The following is a 17329-nucleotide window of genomic DNA, read 5'->3' on the forward strand; positions in this document are numbered from 1 at the left end:
AGATTAAGCTTCCAAATTTGAGGTTAAAGAATGAAAAGGGTGTTCGTGAATGATGTTTAGCGGATATTTTTGTCCAGCAATCGTATCTTGTATAGCTTGGAGAACCAAAGGACTGCGTGCACGACCAGAATTTTGTAACTCATCAAAACTTAACCAGACTGCTTGTAGAATATCCTGATCAAGTGATTGCTGCGTATTTTGTAGTGCTTTGGCTAAAAAGCAAAAACGAAAATAAGTACGATCTGGAAACATTGGTGGCGTATAAGTATAAATTCCCAGAAAATCAGTAATTTTGACCTGCCAAGCGGTTTCTTCCAGTGTTTCACGTAATGCAGCTTCAATCAGCGTTTCACCAGCTTCTACATGACCAGCCGGCTGGTTATAAACAGGATGAGAAAAACCTTCACTGTGTTCTTCAACCAGTAAAAAACGTCCGTCCTGCTGAACAACGGTAGCAACTGTAACATGCGCAGACCATGACATCTTCATTCCACCCTGAGAATAATTGCGCTATATGATACGCAATTTAGTTTGCAAAGGCCAATTGAAATCTGAATTTCAGGCTATTTTTGCGTTTAAATGGTTAAAAATACAGGATTCGTAAAGATAAATCAGGTTTTGAGGGTTTGTTGATGCTGTTGCATCACTTTGACATAATGCCGAGCCGAATAGGATAAAAATGCCAGCTCTTTTTCTGTAAGTGGGCGAATTTGTTGCACGGGATTGCCTAGATATAGATAACCGCTTTTAAGTGTTTTTCGAGGTGGAACTAAACTGCCTGCGCCAATCATGACATCATCTTCAATCGTGACATCATCCAGTACTACACTATTAATGCCAATGAGTACCCGATTTCCAATGTTACAACCATGTAAGGTTACATGATGGCCAATGGTAACTTCTTCGCCAATAATCAGTGGTGAACCTTGGGGGTTAGTTGCTGTTTTATGACTGACGTGTAACATACAATGATCCTGTACATTACTACATTTCCCAATGTGGATATGATTGACATCGGCACGAATTACGGCAAAAGGCCAGACAGATACATTTTTTGCCAGTTGTACATCGCCAATCACTACGGAGAGTGAATCAATATAGCAACTGCCATCAATTTTTGGCTGAATACCTAAGAAATTACGAACATTGTCTGACATGATCTTTTTATCCATAAAAAAACATTCATCAAATGATGAATGCTTTTCTATAAAGATCAATGGCTTTGTTAAATTATTTTAAAAAAGATTACTGAAAAATAATTTAATATGGTCAATTAGACGAGCAAAAAAGCCTGCTTCTTCAATCGGTTTTAAAACAACCAATGGGCTTTCACTGATGACTTTACCATCAAGAATGGCTGAAATTTTTCCGACAACTTGACCTTGCTTTAATGGTGCTTCAAGTTTTGGGTTGATGTCAAGTTTTGTGGTAATTTTACCACCTTGACCTTTCGCCAAAGTCACTGAAAATGGATCCATCACACCAACTTCAGCTTTGTCTTCTGTCCCAAACCAGACTGGTGTTGTTGCCAATGCCTGTTTTGCAGGGCGAATATTTACAGTTTCAAAATTACTAAATCCCCAGTTAAGTAATTGGCGACTTTGATCTGCACGCCCCTGAATAGAATTGGCGCCAAAAATCACTGTAATTAAACGCATCGGACCACGTTTACTGGAAGCTGTCAAGCAATAACCTGCTTCGCTGGTATGTCCTGTTTTCAAGCCATCTACACTTGGATCTGTATAAAGCAAAGCATTACGATTGCCTTGCTTGATTCCGTTAAAGGTAAATTCTTTTTCTGAGTAAATTGGATAATATTTTGAGCTATCCCGAATAATATGGCGTGCCAGATTAGCCAAATCCAGTGCACTGGAATAGTGACCTTGGGCAGGCATACCAGTTGCATTTTCAAAATGGGTATTTTTCATTCCCAGACGTTCAGCTTCCTGATTCATCATGTGGGCAAAGGTGCCTTCATTGCCAGCAATGTGTTCCGCCAGTGCTTTAGATGCATCATTACCTGATTGCACGATAATGCCCCGCAACATTTCCAGTACTGTAGCTGTTCCATTAAGTGGAACATACATACATGATTCCGTACTGCTACCACGGCACCACGCAGACTCATTCATACGAACTTTTTCATTTTCGGTAAGTTCGCCTTTTAATAGTTTTTGCTCAATGATATAACTGGTCATCATTTTGGTCATTGAGGCAGGCGCCAGATGCTCATTCTGGTTCTTCTGTGCCAAAATTTGCCCTGAGTCATAATCCATGACCACATAAGCTTTGTTATCTAGTTCTGGCGGAGAGGCAATGACCGTTGCTGCATAAGTGAAACTAAAAGAGCTACTTGTAATTAAAAATAATGCAGCAGATGCAATGTGGCGTGTCATTATTTGGATTTCCAGTTAAGGGTTGTGAGATAGATAGGTTGACGGGTTCTTATTCTAGAGGAGCCTGAACGACAAACCAATTGGTTTATCGTTTTTCAGGCTAAAAAATAGTTAAAAACTTATTTTTTCTTTTTATCCCAATTTACAATACTTAGACAAACTTGACGATTATCTTCCTTGGACGCATTTGCAACTTCTTGACGAGCTTGCTGTAAAATAGGTTGATAATAATCTTCCTGATTTAATGCACTTAACGCCAATTCTGGATCCTTAAAACCAGGTAGATACGCTCCCAAAATTTTATGAATTCCCTGATTAAGATTTTTGTTTTCACCAATCAGTTCGGGGCATACTTCTTTAAATACCTGTAAATTAGCAATCTCGACCAGACTGCTTTGAGAAGATTCTTCGAGATTGGTTTTATCTAGGGTAGGACTAGTGGTATTTTTTGCATAGCCAGTTATAGCAACACCGGACATCAGTGTGATTGCTAAAATAGAATTTAAAATTTTGGACATTAGTACATATTCCAATTAAGGTAAGTCAATTCAGTGGGGTGGATTTGCTTGAAATCCTGAGGAATTCAGACAGATCCTGTAAATTCCCCTACAATACTGAAGCCACTTTTTGATTGCTATATAATTTTTGTAGAGTTTTTTCATGAATATCTTGATTGCCAATGATGATGGTGTATTTGCACCCGGAATTATTGCTTTGGCGAATGCCCTAAAAGAAATTGCCCATGTGACCATTGTTGCACCAGAAAGTGAGCGAAGTGGTTATTCTTCTGCTTTAACGCTGGATCGACCATTACGCGCAGTCCAAATTTCTCCAGATACCTGGGCTATAAATGGGACACCGGCTGATTGTGTCTATTTGTCCATGAACGGTTTGTTTCAGGATCGGGAGTTTGATTTGGTGGTTAGTGGAATCAATAGTGGTGCTAACTTGGGAGATGATGTGCTGTATTCGGGCACGGTGGGTGCAGCTTTTGAAGGTCGATTAATGCGACAACCTGCTATTGCTGTATCGTTATGTGGACAAAATGTACGTACTTATGAAAAACCTGAAGACTATGCCAAAGCTGCGTATTGGGTTAAATCTTTCATTCAACAGGGCATACCTAATTTACCACCACGGCATATTTTAAATGTAAATATTCCTGATGTTGAACATTATGCCGGTGTACAAGTTACGCATTTAGGGCGTCGCCAACAATCCAAGCCTGTGACCAGTCATGTTGACCCACGAGGTAGGCAAGTATACTGGATTGGTCTATCTGGAGAAGCGGTTACTGAGCGAAGTAAGGTGAGTGGTATTCCATCAGATTTCTATGCAATTGCCAATGACTATATCAGTGTGACACCAATTCAAATGGACAGTACAAATTATGAGGTTTTGCTTGATTTGGCAAAATCGGTGGATTATGCGATTTAACTTACTGATTGCTTGCAAAAAAGCTAAAAATATATGTAAAAATGTTGTTGCTTTGTGTTTTTGCACGAAATAAATATTAGTGCTAAAACACATTTTGTTATGCTAGCACGGATTTTACACCGTATTTGCAAGATTTATATGATTTCTGGATGGTTGATTGATGTCTAATAAAAAGGCTTTTTATTCTGTAACGCTGATCAGTGCAACTTTACTGATGGTGGGTTGTGCATCACAACCGACCGTATCATCATCACGGCAGTTTTATATACCTGAATATTATACTGTGCAACCAGGTGATAGTTTAAGTAAAATCGCTGCTCGTTATAATTTGGATTACACAGAAATTGCTCGTTTGAATAATATCAACACAATGGATAAAATTTATGTCAGTCAATCATTGCGACTGAGAGGATCAGCACAATCCACACCACGTTTGGTGCAAACTCGTCCAATTGAGCAACCGATCCAGATTCAGCGACAAAGTGTGGCACAACAAGCACAAAATCATAGTGTACCAGAGCAAGCTCCTGTAGTGCAGCCACAAATTCAAACTGGATCAACCTCAACGCCCACTGTTACAACACCGTCTAGTAGCAGTCAGATTCGCTGGGTATTACCAAGTAAAGGCCCGATTTTGCAGCGTTTTAATTTGAATCAGGACATTAAAGGTCTGTTTTTTGGTGGAAATAGCGGCGATCCGATTTATGCTGCTGCTGCGGGTGAAGTGGTATATGCTGATGATGGTTTAAAGGAGTATGGTAAATTAATTCTGATTCGTCATACCAATGGTTATATTACTGCGTATGCACACAACAGTAAATTATTGACCAAAGTTGGGGATAAAGTACAAGCAGGTCAGAAAATTGCAGAAATGGGTAATACTGGTACGAATCGAACATGGTTGCAATTTCAGATTCGTCTGGATGGAAAACCGATTGACCCCTCAACTTTACTACCGATAAGTTGATGTTATAAAAATTATTTTATTATATAATGATAAATATTTTAACAAAAAAGTGTTGAGTACAATGTTAGATAATCTTCGGGCAATGGGTGTATTTGCTTGTATTGTTGAACGGGGGTCTTTTAGTGGGGCAGCAAGAGAGCTTGGAATTACGACCAGTGCAGTCAGTCAACAAATTCGTTCTCTTGAACAGGAAATGAATACGACATTACTGCACCGTTCAACCCGAAAAATCAGTTTGACAGAAGCCGGGCAAGTTTTTTTTCAAAGTTGTCAGGAAATGATGGCAGCGGCAGAGCGTGGCAAAATACGAATTGTCGAATTACAGGACCACTTGATTGGTGAGTTACGGATTGCAACAACACCGGAACTTGGTTCAATGCATATTATTCCAGCCTTATCACGCTGGATGATGGCACATACTGCATTAACTGTACATATACAAGCTGATAATCATTATATTGATCTGGCTGAAAATCGTATTGATATTGCCATTCGTATGAGTCCAAAAATTGAAGAAAATGATGCTTTCGAATTTCATCCTATGGCTCGAGTGCAGCAGGTACTGGTTGCGTCTCCAACTTATTTGAATCAATATTCCAATATTGATCATCCCAAGGATTTAATTCATCATCAGCTTTTACCTGTCATGTTGATGCAGGATTATTCAACACTGGATTTAACGCATGTAAAAAGTAACGAAACCCTTCAAATTAAAATGCCAATCAAGATCCAGACCAATAATGTTTTGGTAATGAAATCATTGTGTTTGAATGGTCATGGTATTGCCCGGATTTTATATCTGGATGCACAGCATGAAATTTGCCAGCATGATTTAATAGAAGTATTGCCTTGTTGGCAGCTTCCTGAATATACCCTATATGCCATGACATCAAAACGTGAGCATCAACCAGTTAAAATTCAGCGTTGTCTGGATGCTTTAAAAACTTATTTTTCTCAACTTCCCGGTGGCCGTTAAGTTAGATTATGTTTTGAAAGGGGATAAAAAACTTGCAACATGAAGATGCTGCAAGTTTCTCTGTTTGAATTACAAACCAGCGGCATGCCGTAGAGCATCTGCTTTATCTGTTAATTCCCAAGTAAAGGCATTGGCTGCACCCTGACGACCAAAATGGCCATAAGTTGCAGTTTTTTGGTACATTGGTTGCAATAAATTTAACATACGTGTAATGCCGTATGGACGTAAATCAAAGTATTCACGAATTAATGTAATAATCATCTCATCAGAAACTTTGCCAGTATTGAATGTGTTAATTGAAATAGAAGTTGGTTCAGCCACACCAATGGCATAACTGACCTGAATTTCACATTTTTCGGCCAGACCGGCAGCAACTACGTTTTTTGCTACATAACGACCTGCATAAGCAGCAGAACGATCCACTTTGGATGGATCCTTACCAGAGAAAGCACCACCGCCATGTCGTGCCATACCGCCATAAGTATCTACAATAATTTTACGACCAGTCAAACCACAATCACCGACCGGACCACCAATTACAAATAAACCGGTTGGGTTGATATGAAATTTGGTATCAGCATGAAACATTTCCACAGGAATAATTTTCTTAATAATTTCTTCGATGACCGCTTCTTTTAAATCTTTTTGTGCAATTTCGGGGTCATGCTGAGTCGATAAAACTACAGCATCAAGGCGTACAGGTTTACCATTTTCGTAGGCAAAGGTAACCTGACTCTTGGCATCGGGACGTAACCATGCCAATTTACCATTACGGCGTAGTTCTGCCTGACGTTCCATTAAGCGATGTGCATACAAAATCGGTGCTGGCATTAATACATCTGTTTCAGAACTTGCATAACCAAACATCAATCCCTGATCACCTGCACCTTGATCTTCAGGTTTCTGACGATCAACACCCTGTGCAATTTCAGGAGATTGTTTACCAATCATGTTAATCACGGCACAGGTTGAACCGTCAAAACCCAGATTGGAATGATGGTAACCAATACCATTAACCGTTTGGCGTACAATATTTTCCACATCAACATTTGCTGTGGTTGTGACTTCACCTGCCAGAACAACAGCGCCGGTTTTAACCAATGTTTCGCATGCGACACGAGCATATTTGTCTTGTTCTAAAATAGCATCCAAAATAGCATCACTAATTTGATCGGCCATTTTGTCTGGATGACCTTCACTTACCGATTCAGAGGTAAATACAGCATATTCTCGCATGAATATTCCAAATGTTGATTTTACAAAATGGCGATATACTACTACTTTCGTCCGAATTTAACTAGGGTAATGCAAACATTGATATATATGTATTATTGATTAACTTTATGAAAAATATGAATTATTTAAAAGTTTTTGTGGAATGATTTTTTTTCATTTTGATATGAAAAATGATTGAAACAGATCTAAAAATTATTTTAGAACATCAGGCTCATAAAGTATGAGCCTGATATATTTAATTAATTTTGTTCACGAGCAATGGCACGATAACCAATATCACGGCGATATTGCATACCACTGAAAGTGATATCCCCACAAACAGTTAAAGCATTTGTTTGTGCTTCAAGTACACTATTTCCCAAAGCCGTTACACAAAGCACACGGCCGCCGGCAGTAATGACCTGACCCTCTGCATTGTTTGCTGTTCCTGCATGAAAAACTTTGGTATCCGCAAGATTTGAACCCAAGCCAGAAATGACATCACCTTTACGAACTGTTTCTGGGTATCCTTCGGCAGCCAAAACAATACCGATAGATTTTCGTTCATCCCATTGTGCTTCTTTGGGTAAATTCCCAGCCAATCCTGCTTCTACTAAATCAATCAATGAAGACTGTAGGCGCATCATGATTGGCTGAGTTTCCGGATCACCAAAACGACAGTTGAATTCGATGACGCGAGGTTGTCCACTTTTGTCAATCATCAATCCTGCATAAAGGAAACCCGTATAGACATGACCATCTTTTTTCATACCCTCTACAGTTGGGCGCATAATTTCTGTCATGGCACGTTCAAAGACATCATCAGTGACAACAGGAGCAGGTGAATATGCACCCATACCTCCAGTATTTGGTCCCTGATCACCTTCAAAAATACGTTTATGATCTTGTGAAGTTGCCATTGGTAGGATATTGTCACCATCAATCATGCAAATAAAGGATGCTTCTTCTCCCTCTAAAAATTGCTCAATGACAACACGAGAACCTGCATCACCAAATTTGTTGCCGGCTAGCATGTCATCAATTGCTGCAAAAGCTTCATCATTGTTCATGGCAACAATGACACCCTTACCCGCAGCTAGACCATCTGCTTTAATAACAATTGGCGCACCATGTTGTGTAACATAGGCTTTGGCTGCATCAACATCGGTAAAAACATCATAAAAAGCCGTTGGAATATTGTGTTTTTTCAGGAAGTGTTTGGCAAAAGCTTTGGAACCTTCCAGTTGCGCTGCATATTGGGTAGGACCCCAGATTTTGATATTGGCGGCACGGCAGGCATCTACAACACCATTGACTAAAGGTGCTTCTGGGCCAACAATAATCAAGTTGATGGCGTTGTTCTGTGCAAATGCAATAATGGCAGAATTGTCCAGAATATCCAGAAGGATATTTTCACATTTGGCTTCGAGTGCCGTACCGGCATTTCCCGGTGCAACATATACTTTTTTTACTTTTTCATCCTGTGCAATTTTCCAGGATAAGGCGTGTTCACGACCACCGCTACCCAAAACCAAAATATTCATAAAATTCTCCAATTTATAGTAAAAAACCTTCTCAAGCGCTTATAAATACATTAAAAGTGTTGAGAAGGTTGCTTTTAGCTAATGTTTAAACGTGAATAAGTTTCAGTTTAGTGACGGAAGTGGCGCATTCCTGTAAATACCATGGCGATACCATGTTCATTTGCTGCTGCAATAACTTCTTGGTCGCGCATGGAACCACCTGGCTGAATGATACATTTGATTCCAGCTTTTGCTGCATTGTCAATACCATCCCGGAAAGGAAAGAAGGCATCAGATGCCATCACAGCACCTTCAACAACAAGACCGGCATGTTCTGCTTTAATTGCTGCAATACGTGCTGAGTTGACACGGCTCATTTGACCTGCACCGACACCGATAGTTTGACGATTTTTTGCATATACAATCGCATTGGATTTGACGTATTTAGCCACTTTCCATGCAAAAATTAAATCATCAATTTCTTGTTCAGTTGGTGTGCGTGTTGTTACAACTTTCAGGTCAGCTGCTTTAATCATGCCTAAATCCTGATCCTGAACCAGTAAGCCACCATTTACACGTTTAAAGTCCAGTTGCGCAGCGCGTTCATTAATTGATGGTAATTCACCACAAATTAGAACTCGGACATTTTTCTTGGCACCAGTTACTTCAAGTACCCCATCAGCAATTGCCGGTGCGATAATCACTTCAACAAACTGACGCTCTACAATCGCTTGTGCTGTTGCAACATCTAACTCACGGTTAAATGCAATAATTCCACCAAAAGCAGATTCAGGGTCAGTCGTATAAGCCAAGTCGTAAGCTGTTTTAATTCCATCCAGTGATACGGCAACACCACATGGATTGGCATGTTTTACAATTACACAGGCAGGTTTTGCAAATGATTTGACGCATTCCAGTGCTGCATCAGTATCGGCAATATTGTTGTAGGATAATTCTTTACCCTGTAATTGTTTTGCAGTAGAAACGGAGGCTTCTTTTGCTGCCGAGTCAACATAGAATGCAGCGGATTGATGTGGATTTTCGCCGTAACGTAAATCTTGTGCTTTGTTAAGTTGCAGATTGAATGTACGGGCAAATTGATCTGCTTCACCTTCTTTTTTGCCAACGCGGGCACCTAGATACTGGGCGATCATGCCATCGTATTGTGCAGTATGTTCAAAGGCTTTAACTGCTAAATCAAAACGTGTTGCCTGTGATAATTCACCACTGGTTTTAAGTTCTGCTACTACAGCATCATAATCACTTGCGTTGACAATAATGCCGACAGATGCATGGTTTTTCGCAGCAGCACGAACCATGGTTGGCCCGCCAATATCAATGTTTTCAATGGCATCAGCCAGAGAGCAATCTGCTTTGGCAACAGTGGCTGCAAATGGGTATAAATTTACAATCACCAGATCAATCGGGTCAATCTGATGTTGCTGCATTACAGCCTCATCAAGACCGCGGCGTGCCAGAATGCCACCATGAATTTTTGGATGCAGGGTTTTAACTCGACCGTCCATCATTTCAGGAAAACCAGTATGTTCTGATACTTCTACTACTGCAATTTGATTTTCTTTCAGTAGTTTATAAGTTCCACCAGTAGAAAGGATTTCGATCCCTAGTTGCGCCAATGCTCTGGCGAAGTCAACAATACCTGTTTTATCAGATACAGAAATTAAAGCACGAGAAACTGTCATAGCAATCAGATTTTTTTAGCAGTTAATATAAAAAAGGCATAAAAAAAATGCCCGCAACAGCGAGCATTTTATCATTTATTCGGCCATAAGTCCGTGCGCTTTTAACTTTTTACGCAAAGTCCCACGGTTAAGCCCTAAGATTTCAGCAGCACGTGTTTGATTACCACGCGTGTATTCAAGTACTACTGATAATAAAGGCTTCTCCATTTCAGCCAATACTAAATCGTAAACTTGAGAAGGCTGTTCGCCTTGTAGTTGCGCGAAGTAATGGCGAACTGCACGATCGACGTGAATACGTAAGGCAACGTCAGACTGCGCAGTAAAAATAGGAGATTTGCTATTCATGCTAAAAACCCAAAATATTAGACCACGATATATTGATACAGTGGCAAGTTAGTCAAAGTCGAAGATAGTATTTTTAAAAATTAAAAAAACTATCAAAAATTAAGTAAGAAGTTAAATTGCCCTTGGGCACTTCAATGAACAATAAAATCGTTCAAAAAATATCCTAAAACAAAACTCACAAAAAAACTACCTCATTACCAATATATCCATTGGTAAAAATAGTTTTGTTAAGTAATAAATTGTGACTAGAGCGACACAGAGGATAAGTAAACTTCAATGGCGCATATAATAGCATTTTCTATGAAAAAGTGAGTAAATAAACTGCAATTTTTTCTTAAATTTTTTTCTGTATTTTTGGTTTAAATTGTTTTATAGTGCGAAACTTTTTTTGTTGCTGTGGTTAATAGATTAGTATTTTGTGTAAAAAGAATTACCTAATGGTCTGGTAAATAATCAGTAAAAAGAAGATCGATAGCAGAATTAAAATAATTTTAATAGGTAAAAACTGTTGATTTAAGTTAATAATTTTATTATATTTTTTTTGAATGATGAGTGGGTTATATGGTGTTTGAAGTATATTCTCTTTTCGTGATTCATCTGGTGTGGGATTAATACGATTAAGATTATTCAGGTAAGTTTGTAAATTCAGTTTTGAACCTTCTACACGATAATGCATAAATTCGCTCACATATTGCTGATGCCTGTTATGTATTTTTTTTGTACAGGTTTCACTTGTCGAAGGTGTTGTTGCTTCTGGTACAGAAATTACACGCTCATCCATTTCTGTGGATATAGATTGTCTTGGGTCAAGAATAAAGTTGGATAAGGCATTAAAAATATGCTGACATTGCGCACATTTGACCCGACCATCAGAAATATTAATTTGGGATAATGATAATCGGTAAATGGTTTGGCAACTTGGACATTGACTTAAGTAGCGCATGGATTTTTCATTGCGAACATTACATGTTCACCTAATCTGGGGTTCGTGCTTAGAGTATAAAAACATTTCGGTATAAAAAACAGCTTGTAGAAAGAATAAAAAACTTAATAAGATAGCAAAACAGCTATCAATAAAAGGAGTAGCTATGAGCAACGTTGCATTACCTACTCAAGTAAAACTCATTATCTTTGATATTGATGGAACTTTACATATCGATGGTCAGCCGATAGAGGGTGCAAATTTACTGATCGAACAATTACGTGCGCAAAATTACATGATTCGGTTTATGACCAATACAACTACACAAAATCAGGAAATGTTATTGCAACATTTGTATCAAGCGAACATTCAGGCACAAAGTCATGAAATTTTAAGTGCTTCCGAAGCAAGCCGGATTTATTTACGCGAACAACAGCAAATTTTACAGCGTAAAATAAAAGTCTGGCCAGTGGTACATGCAAATATAGTGCAAGATTTTTCTGAGTTTATACATGAAACCCAGCAACCTGATTTTGTTGTAATTGGCGATATAGGCGAAGCTTGGGATTATAATTTAATTAATCAAATCTTTTATGCATTAAATCAGGGGGCAAAACTGGTTGCTTTGCATAAAAATCGATTTTGGCAAACCCGCCATGGTTTAAAAGTTGACATCGGTTTATTTATTGCTGGTCTGGAATACGTGTCCAGACAAGATGCCTTAATTATTGGTAAACCTGCGGTGGCATTTTTTCAGCAAGTTTTGCGCTCGGCACAATGTGATGAAAGCCAAGCCATCTTAATCGGTGATGATATTGACAGTGATGTTGGTGGTGCCCAGCGTGCGGGTATTTTTGGTATTTTAGTGAAAACTGGTAAATACCGACAAGCTTATCATGAGCAATCAAAGATTCGTCCAGATCTTGTCATTGAGTCAGTCGCAGATTTATCGTCGTATTTTCAAGAAAAAATTAATGTTGGTTGAACTGAACCTCTGTGAAATATTCTGGACGAAATTGCGATAACGCATCCAAAAAAGTGATTTGAAAGCGACCAAGTGCTGTAGAAGTTTGTTCAGCTTGCTGTGCTGCATAAGCAAATTGTGCATGAGCAGCTATTGCAGCCAAGGTGCTATCATCAGTTACTGCATGATAGGCAGCACATACTGCACCTAAAGCACAACCCATCGCTGTAACTTTTGGTTGTAGTGAACTTCCGCCTTGAATGGCAATTACACCATAACGTTGGCTTAAGATAAAATCTGTGGTGCCTGAAATGGCAATACATTGATTATTTTGTTGAATTAAAGTTGCAGCATGCTGCAATACATTTTCTGGAGATAGCGTGGTATCGACCCCTTTTCCTGTGGTTTGGTAACCAGCCAAAGCAGCAATTTCAGATGCGTTACCGCGAATAATTCGAGGTGAATATGTCAGTAATTGATCAACTGTTTCACTTCGCCATTTCAGAATTGTACCGTAACCTACTGGATCAAGTATCCACGGCGTTTGTGCTAGTGTTGCGCCTTGTGCAGCCTTAAACATGGCTTGAGTTTGTTCAGTGTTTGGCGTACCCGTATTGATACTTAATGCCGCAGCAATTCTGGCAAAATTCTCTGCTTCTAATGGATTGTCAATCATTGCAGGAGAAGCACCGATTGCCAGTAAAACATTGGCGACAAAATTACTGGCAACAGTATTGGTAATGCAATGCACCAATGGTTGTGTTTGCTGTAATTGTTGCCAGATGCTGGTTAATTCTTCAATAATCTGATTGTGTTGCATAGAATTATTCATCCTTTAACGAATAAAATAATGATCCTGATGTTTGCAGCGCAAACAGCTAAAAGACACATAATTTTCTGCACTATATTCAATATGTAAATCTTTACTACCACAATGAATACAGTGCCGTTCGGTGAAAAAACGTAGTCGAGGCAAAATATCTTGCCAGCATTTCCAGATCGGTTGAATAAATACTTTTTGTTCAAATTTTAGAAAACGGTCAATAAAAATATACGTCATTTGTGAGTAAGGCAAATCAATGGGGCGGGCAAGGCTTGCAGTTTCCCAGTGTTGTTGTTGTCCACGTTCACGATAACCTTGTAAAGTTTTGCGTAAACGATTGGTATTGACATAATTTTTATTGGTATTGTCCAGTAATTGCTGATCGTATAAATAATTTAATCCACGATCAATCAGGTGATAGATTTGGCTGACAGCCAGATCACGGAGTAGCTCTTTACAATAATCCACAAACTGTTGATTGGCATAAAATAATATTTGCCATTTTTGGCAGCGATATTGACAATAATTAACCAACTCATGTGCCAGTAAAGTGATTAAGGTATCCTTAACTTCCTCACTGTCTTTGTATGGCACGCCTTGAGTAAAATCTTGATAGAACCATTGACGTAATTGCTGAGTCAAGCTCAATAGGCTTGGTTCACGATAGCCTTGTAAACGTAAATTTGGAAAAAATTGTTGCTCTGAATTTCCCAGAGAGAGTAAATAATAACGTTCGATAAAGGTTTTTTTAAGTTGTTTGAACAATTGATAACTAGGTGTAATCTGCAATGGATAATAATGTTCGAAATCAATAAATTCAGTATGTGGTCGTTGATCATCCACAGTACCATCCAATAAGCTCAATAAAAAAAGTTTATGTAATAAACTCAGGTCATTTAGCAGAATTTCGACATTATCCTGACGTTCCCGTTTTTTTGTCCATTCGTTTTTACGCTCCTGAAAACGGGTCGCCTGAATTTCTTTTTGGCGTTTTTGTAAACAATGTTTGCAATGACAGGTATGTGGTGTATCTGCATAAAAAATACAATGTTCACAATGGCTGCATTGATGAAAGTTTAAATTCTGCTGAAAATATTCGCCTTCAATCCAGTACATGGCTGCCTGACAAATTGGGCAGAGTTGACTTTGATCCAGTTGTTTCTGATAAATTTGTGTAAGTTCTGGCATGATAGGGCAATAACAGCAGCAAGAGTTTAGAAAAGTTTACCTCAAATTTAAGCGAAAGAAGATTTTATCTGGATAAAAACTATATTGAATTATTTGGATTTTAGTTTTTTAATAAATTGTTGAGTAAGTAGTTTGATATGGGCTTTAAATTGTTTGATTTGCCCAGATATACACCTTCATTAAATTGACTATAAAATTAGGATGACGACAATATGAACATTGCTGTAAATGCGTCTGGTGTAACAGAAACCATTTATTTAAAAGATTACACGCCTCCTGCATTTGCAGTGCAAGATATTCATCTGGATATTCGGGTGTTTGATGATCATAGTATTGTGCGATCTACTTTGCAGGTACAACGGCAACATCCGGGTGATTTGATACTGTTGGGGCGTGACCTGCAATTACAACGTATTGTGGTGAATGGACAGCAGCTTGCAGAAAATCAATATCAATTAGATGCTGAGCAACTCATCATTGCTGAACTTCCAGATCAGGCAATCATTGAAACTGAAGTGATTATTCATCCTGAAAGTAATACGCAACTTGAAGGTTTATATCAGGCGGGTAGCGATTTATTTGTGACACAAAACGAACCGGAAGGCTTTCGTAAAATTACCTTTTATCCGGATCGTCCGGATGTGTTGTCGGTATTCACCACCCGTGTAGAAGCAGATTTAAAATATCCAGTACTACTTGCCAATGGCAATTTACTGGAAACAGGGACAGTTGGAAGTGATCGTCATTATGCAATCTGGCAGGATCCTACCCAAAAACCAAGTTACTTGTTTGCCTGTGTCATTGGAAATTTGCAAGTGTTAAAAGATCGTTACACCACGATTGAAGGTCGAGATGTTGCGCTAGAAATTTATGCTGTAGAAAAAGATATTCCAAAATGCCAGATTGCTATGCAAGCTTTAAAAGATTCGATGCGCTGGGATGAGGAACATTATGGTCGTGCTTACGATTTGGATAATTACATGATCGTGGCAACCAGTGCATTTAATATGGGGGCAATGGAAAATAAAGGTTTAAATATTTTTAATACCTCCTGTGTGTTGGCTGATCCTGAAGTGACAACTGATGCAGCAATTATGCGAGTCCAATCTGTAATTGCACATGAATATTTCCATAACTGGACAGGAAACCGGATTACTTGCCGTGACTGGTTCCAATTATGTTTAAAAGAAGGATTAACCGTTTTTCGTGATCAATCTTTTTCTGAAGATTTACAATCACCTGCGGTACAACGTATTGATGATGTGTCTGTATTGAAATCACACCAGTTTCCTGAAGATGCCGGACCGTTATCACATCCGCCACGTCCGGATCATTTCGTGGAAATCAATAACTTTTATACAGCCACAGTTTATGAAAAAGGCGCTGAAATTTCCCGAATGATGGCCACCTTGCTCGGCAAAGAAAAGTTTCGTCAGGGTACTGATGAATATTTTTATCGTCATGATGGGCAAGCGGTAACAGTTGAAGAATGGGTGGCTGCTTTAAGTGCAGGCTCTGGTGTAGATTTGTCTGCATTTTTAACCTGGTACAATCAACCTGGTACACCGACTTTGGCTGTTCAGGCAGCACATGATGCACAGGCAAAAACATTAACTTTACATTTTAAGCAAAGTATCAAGTCACATCATAAGTATCCATCTCTTAAAGCAGTCCCGATTCCTGTTGCACTGGCTTTATTTGATGCTGAATCTGGGGAGCAATTTACACTGGACTGTACTGATTTATTTGAAAATCAGGTTAAAGATGGTGTGTATTTATTTACACAGGAACAGGCAACAATTACTTTTCAGCAGATTGCCCAGAAACCAGTGATTTCTTTACTTAGAAATTTTTCTGCGCCTGTTAATCTGGATTTTGATTATTCTGATGCTGAATTGGCATTTTTATTGCGTCATGAAACCAATGGATTTAATCAATGGCAGGCAACACAAGCGTTGTTAGAACGTATTTTACTACAGGATCATTCGGTAGACGTATATTTGCAGGCGATGCAACAGGTCTTGCCGCAGTTGGCGCCACAAGATCCTTTATTGGCATCACGTTTACTTGATGTCCCGACAGAAAGTTATCTGGCCAGTCGTATTGACCAAAATTATCAGCCAGAGTTCGTTGCGGAAAAACGAGAAGCTTTGTTAAACAAACTGGCGCAATTCATGGGTGATTTCTGGAAAGAAATCTATCAGGATTTTGATCCGGATCAACAGCAAGAGTTTAGTCAAGCGATGGGTGTACGTGCTTTACGCAATATTGCACTCAGTATGTTGGCACGTCATGGCGACACTTGTGCATTTGATTGGGCATTTAATTTATATCAACACACCACCAATATGACAGAGCGTTTGGGTGCAATGCGTGTTCTGGTATGGAATAATGCACCTCAGGCAGAACAAGTTTTGGCAGATTTTTATCAACGTTTCAAAGATGAAGCATTGGCACTCGATCAATGGTTTATGATTCAGGCAGCACATCCTCAAGCAGATCAACAGCAGATTGCACAATTGACCGCACATGCTGATTATGATTTGGGAACACCAAATCGAATACGTGCAGTGACTGGTGGGCTGGCATCACGGCCTGTAAATTTATGGCAAAATGTTGGTGTAGAACATTTTATCGGGTTAGCAAAACTTATGGATGAAAAAAATCCAATTGTTGGTGCCCGTATGATTCAGGTGCTTTCTCGTTGGTATACATTGGCTGAACCTCGTCAGCATGAAGTGAAAGCAGCTTTACAACAACTACAAGCTGAAGTGAAATCCAAAAATGTAGTGGAAACGGTGAATAGTATGTTGGCTATTTAAATACGATTCATTTTTATTTAACATAAACTCAGTCAGTATTTTGCTGGC

Annotated in this window: 16 protein-coding genes; 5 read left to right on the forward strand and 11 right to left on the reverse strand. The window is 39.0% G+C overall.

The features are described 5' to 3' along the window. Positions 1-3: 3 nt before the first annotated feature. From F4V57_RS01435 to F4V57_RS01450, 4 genes are all read right to left on the reverse strand, one after another. Positions 4-483, reverse strand: coding sequence for an NUDIX hydrolase (locus F4V57_RS01435; protein ID WP_406564522.1), 480 nt, complete (start codon positions 481-483; stop codon positions 4-6). Between the two features lie 128 nt (positions 484-611). Continuing rightward, positions 612-1157 carry a gamma carbonic anhydrase family protein gene (locus tag F4V57_RS01440; protein ID WP_070069900.1) on the reverse strand — a complete coding sequence of 182 codons (546 nt, stop codon included), beginning with the start codon at positions 1155-1157 and terminating at the stop codon, positions 612-614. Positions 1158-1235: 78 nt separating this feature from the next. Beyond that, on the reverse strand, positions 1236-2396 hold the full coding sequence (dacC, locus tag F4V57_RS01445) for a D-alanyl-D-alanine carboxypeptidase PBP5/6 (protein WP_070069899.1): 1161 nt from the start codon (positions 2394-2396) through the stop codon (positions 1236-1238). A 119-nt stretch (positions 2397-2515) separates the two neighbouring features. Then, positions 2516-2914 carry an MCR_0457 family protein gene (locus tag F4V57_RS01450; protein ID WP_070069898.1) on the reverse strand — a complete coding sequence of 133 codons (399 nt, stop codon included), beginning with the start codon at positions 2912-2914 and terminating at the stop codon, positions 2516-2518. A gap of 142 nt (positions 2915-3056) precedes the next feature. Between F4V57_RS01450 and surE the strand changes: the two genes are divergently transcribed. The 3 genes from surE to F4V57_RS01465 all read left to right on the forward strand — a co-directional run bounded on the left by surE (position 3057) and on the right by F4V57_RS01465 (position 5776). Further along, positions 3057-3833 (forward strand): 5'/3'-nucleotidase SurE, encoded by a 777-nt coding sequence (gene surE, locus F4V57_RS01455; RefSeq protein WP_070069897.1) that lies wholly within the window; start codon positions 3057-3059, stop codon positions 3831-3833. A gap of 160 nt (positions 3834-3993) precedes the next feature. Then, positions 3994-4800: a LysM peptidoglycan-binding domain-containing M23 family metallopeptidase gene (locus tag F4V57_RS01460; RefSeq protein WP_070069896.1), complete on the forward strand. Its 807-nt coding sequence runs from the start codon at positions 3994-3996 to the stop codon at positions 4798-4800. Positions 4801-4882: 82 nt separating this feature from the next. Beyond that, a complete protein-coding gene (locus F4V57_RS01465) occupies positions 4883-5776 on the forward strand; it encodes a LysR family transcriptional regulator (protein WP_407642978.1) in 894 nt (297 codons plus the stop codon). Between the two features lie 69 nt (positions 5777-5845). On the opposite strand, the gene metK is transcribed toward F4V57_RS01465, so the two are convergent. The 5 genes from metK to F4V57_RS01490 all read right to left on the reverse strand — a co-directional run bounded on the left by metK (position 5846) and on the right by F4V57_RS01490 (position 11505). Continuing rightward, positions 5846-7012, reverse strand: coding sequence for a methionine adenosyltransferase (metK, locus tag F4V57_RS01470; RefSeq protein WP_070069894.1), 1167 nt, complete (start codon positions 7010-7012; stop codon positions 5846-5848). Positions 7013-7251: 239 nt separating this feature from the next. Then, on the reverse strand, positions 7252-8535 hold the full coding sequence (purD, locus tag F4V57_RS01475; protein ID WP_070069893.1) for a phosphoribosylamine--glycine ligase: 1284 nt from the start codon (positions 8533-8535) through the stop codon (positions 7252-7254). A gap of 107 nt (positions 8536-8642) precedes the next feature. After that, on the reverse strand, positions 8643-10217 hold the full coding sequence (gene purH / locus F4V57_RS01480) for a bifunctional phosphoribosylaminoimidazolecarboxamide formyltransferase/IMP cyclohydrolase (protein WP_070069892.1): 1575 nt from the start codon (positions 10215-10217) through the stop codon (positions 8643-8645). Between the two features lie 75 nt (positions 10218-10292). Further along, complete coding sequence (gene fis / locus F4V57_RS01485) at positions 10293-10562, reverse strand: DNA-binding transcriptional regulator Fis (RefSeq protein ID WP_070069891.1); 270 nt, start codon at positions 10560-10562, stop codon at positions 10293-10295. Between the two features lie 430 nt (positions 10563-10992). Continuing rightward, entirely contained in the window at positions 10993-11505 is a 513-nt protein-coding gene (locus F4V57_RS01490; protein WP_070069890.1) for an MJ0042-type zinc finger domain-containing protein, read from the reverse strand. 145 nt (positions 11506-11650) lie between these two features. On the opposite strand from F4V57_RS01490, the gene F4V57_RS01495 reads away from it, so the two are divergent. Beyond that, a complete protein-coding gene (locus F4V57_RS01495) occupies positions 11651-12469 on the forward strand; it encodes a TIGR01458 family HAD-type hydrolase (RefSeq protein WP_070069889.1) in 819 nt (272 codons plus the stop codon). Here the strand turns inward: F4V57_RS01495 and thiM are convergent. Further along, positions 12456-13268, reverse strand: coding sequence for a hydroxyethylthiazole kinase (gene thiM / locus F4V57_RS01500; RefSeq protein ID WP_227515689.1), 813 nt, complete (start codon positions 13266-13268; stop codon positions 12456-12458). The genes F4V57_RS01495 and thiM overlap by 14 nt on opposite strands. Positions 13269-13283: 15 nt before the next feature. Continuing rightward, the gene (locus F4V57_RS01505) at positions 13284-14459 is read right to left on the reverse strand and encodes a hypothetical protein (protein ID WP_070069887.1); all 1176 of its coding nucleotides are present in this window, start codon (positions 14457-14459) and stop codon (positions 13284-13286) included. Between the two features lie 212 nt (positions 14460-14671). Between F4V57_RS01505 and pepN the strand changes: the two genes are divergently transcribed. Continuing rightward, positions 14672-17281 carry an aminopeptidase N gene (pepN, locus tag F4V57_RS01510; RefSeq protein ID WP_070069886.1) on the forward strand — a complete coding sequence of 870 codons (2610 nt, stop codon included), beginning with the start codon at positions 14672-14674 and terminating at the stop codon, positions 17279-17281. Positions 17282-17329 lie beyond the last annotated feature (48 nt).

The organism is Acinetobacter qingfengensis (genome assembly GCF_008693185.1).
Taxonomy (GTDB): Bacteria; Pseudomonadota; Gammaproteobacteria; order Pseudomonadales; family Moraxellaceae; genus Acinetobacter; species Acinetobacter qingfengensis.

Coding starts and splice junctions, on each gene's coding strand:
- F4V57_RS01495 (WP_070069889.1), top strand. CDS start 11,651: ATGAGCAACGTTGCATTACCTACTCAAGTAAAACTCATTATCTTTGAT.
- pepN (WP_070069886.1), top strand. CDS start 14,672: ATGAACATTGCTGTAAATGCGTCTGGTGTAACAGAAACCATTTATTTA.
- F4V57_RS01440 (WP_070069900.1), bottom strand. CDS start 1,157: ATGTCAGACAATGTTCGTAATTTCTTAGGTATTCAGCCAAAAATTGAT.
- purD (WP_070069893.1), bottom strand. CDS start 8,535: ATGAATATTTTGGTTTTGGGTAGCGGTGGTCGTGAACACGCCTTATCC.
- F4V57_RS01505 (WP_070069887.1), bottom strand. CDS start 14,459: ATGCCAGAACTTACACAAATTTATCAGAAACAACTGGATCAAAGTCAA.
- thiM (WP_227515689.1), bottom strand. CDS start 13,268: ATGCAACACAATCAGATTATTGAAGAATTAACCAGCATCTGGCAACAA.
- F4V57_RS01465 (WP_407642978.1), top strand. CDS start 4,883: ATGGGTGTATTTGCTTGTATTGTTGAACGGGGGTCTTTTAGTGGGGCA.
- metK (WP_070069894.1), bottom strand. CDS start 7,012: ATGCGAGAATATGCTGTATTTACCTCTGAATCGGTAAGTGAAGGTCAT.
- F4V57_RS01450 (WP_070069898.1), bottom strand. CDS start 2,914: ATGTCCAAAATTTTAAATTCTATTTTAGCAATCACACTGATGTCCGGT.
- F4V57_RS01460 (WP_070069896.1), top strand. CDS start 3,994: ATGTCTAATAAAAAGGCTTTTTATTCTGTAACGCTGATCAGTGCAACT.
- F4V57_RS01435 (WP_406564522.1), bottom strand. CDS start 483: ATGTCATGGTCTGCGCATGTTACAGTTGCTACCGTTGTTCAGCAGGAC.
- dacC (WP_070069899.1), bottom strand. CDS start 2,396: ATGACACGCCACATTGCATCTGCTGCATTATTTTTAATTACAAGTAGC.
- surE (WP_070069897.1), top strand. CDS start 3,057: ATGAATATCTTGATTGCCAATGATGATGGTGTATTTGCACCCGGAATT.
- fis (WP_070069891.1), bottom strand. CDS start 10,562: ATGAATAGCAAATCTCCTATTTTTACTGCGCAGTCTGACGTTGCCTTA.
- purH (WP_070069892.1), bottom strand. CDS start 10,217: ATGACAGTTTCTCGTGCTTTAATTTCTGTATCTGATAAAACAGGTATT.
- F4V57_RS01490 (WP_070069890.1), bottom strand. CDS start 11,505: ATGCGCTACTTAAGTCAATGTCCAAGTTGCCAAACCATTTACCGATTA.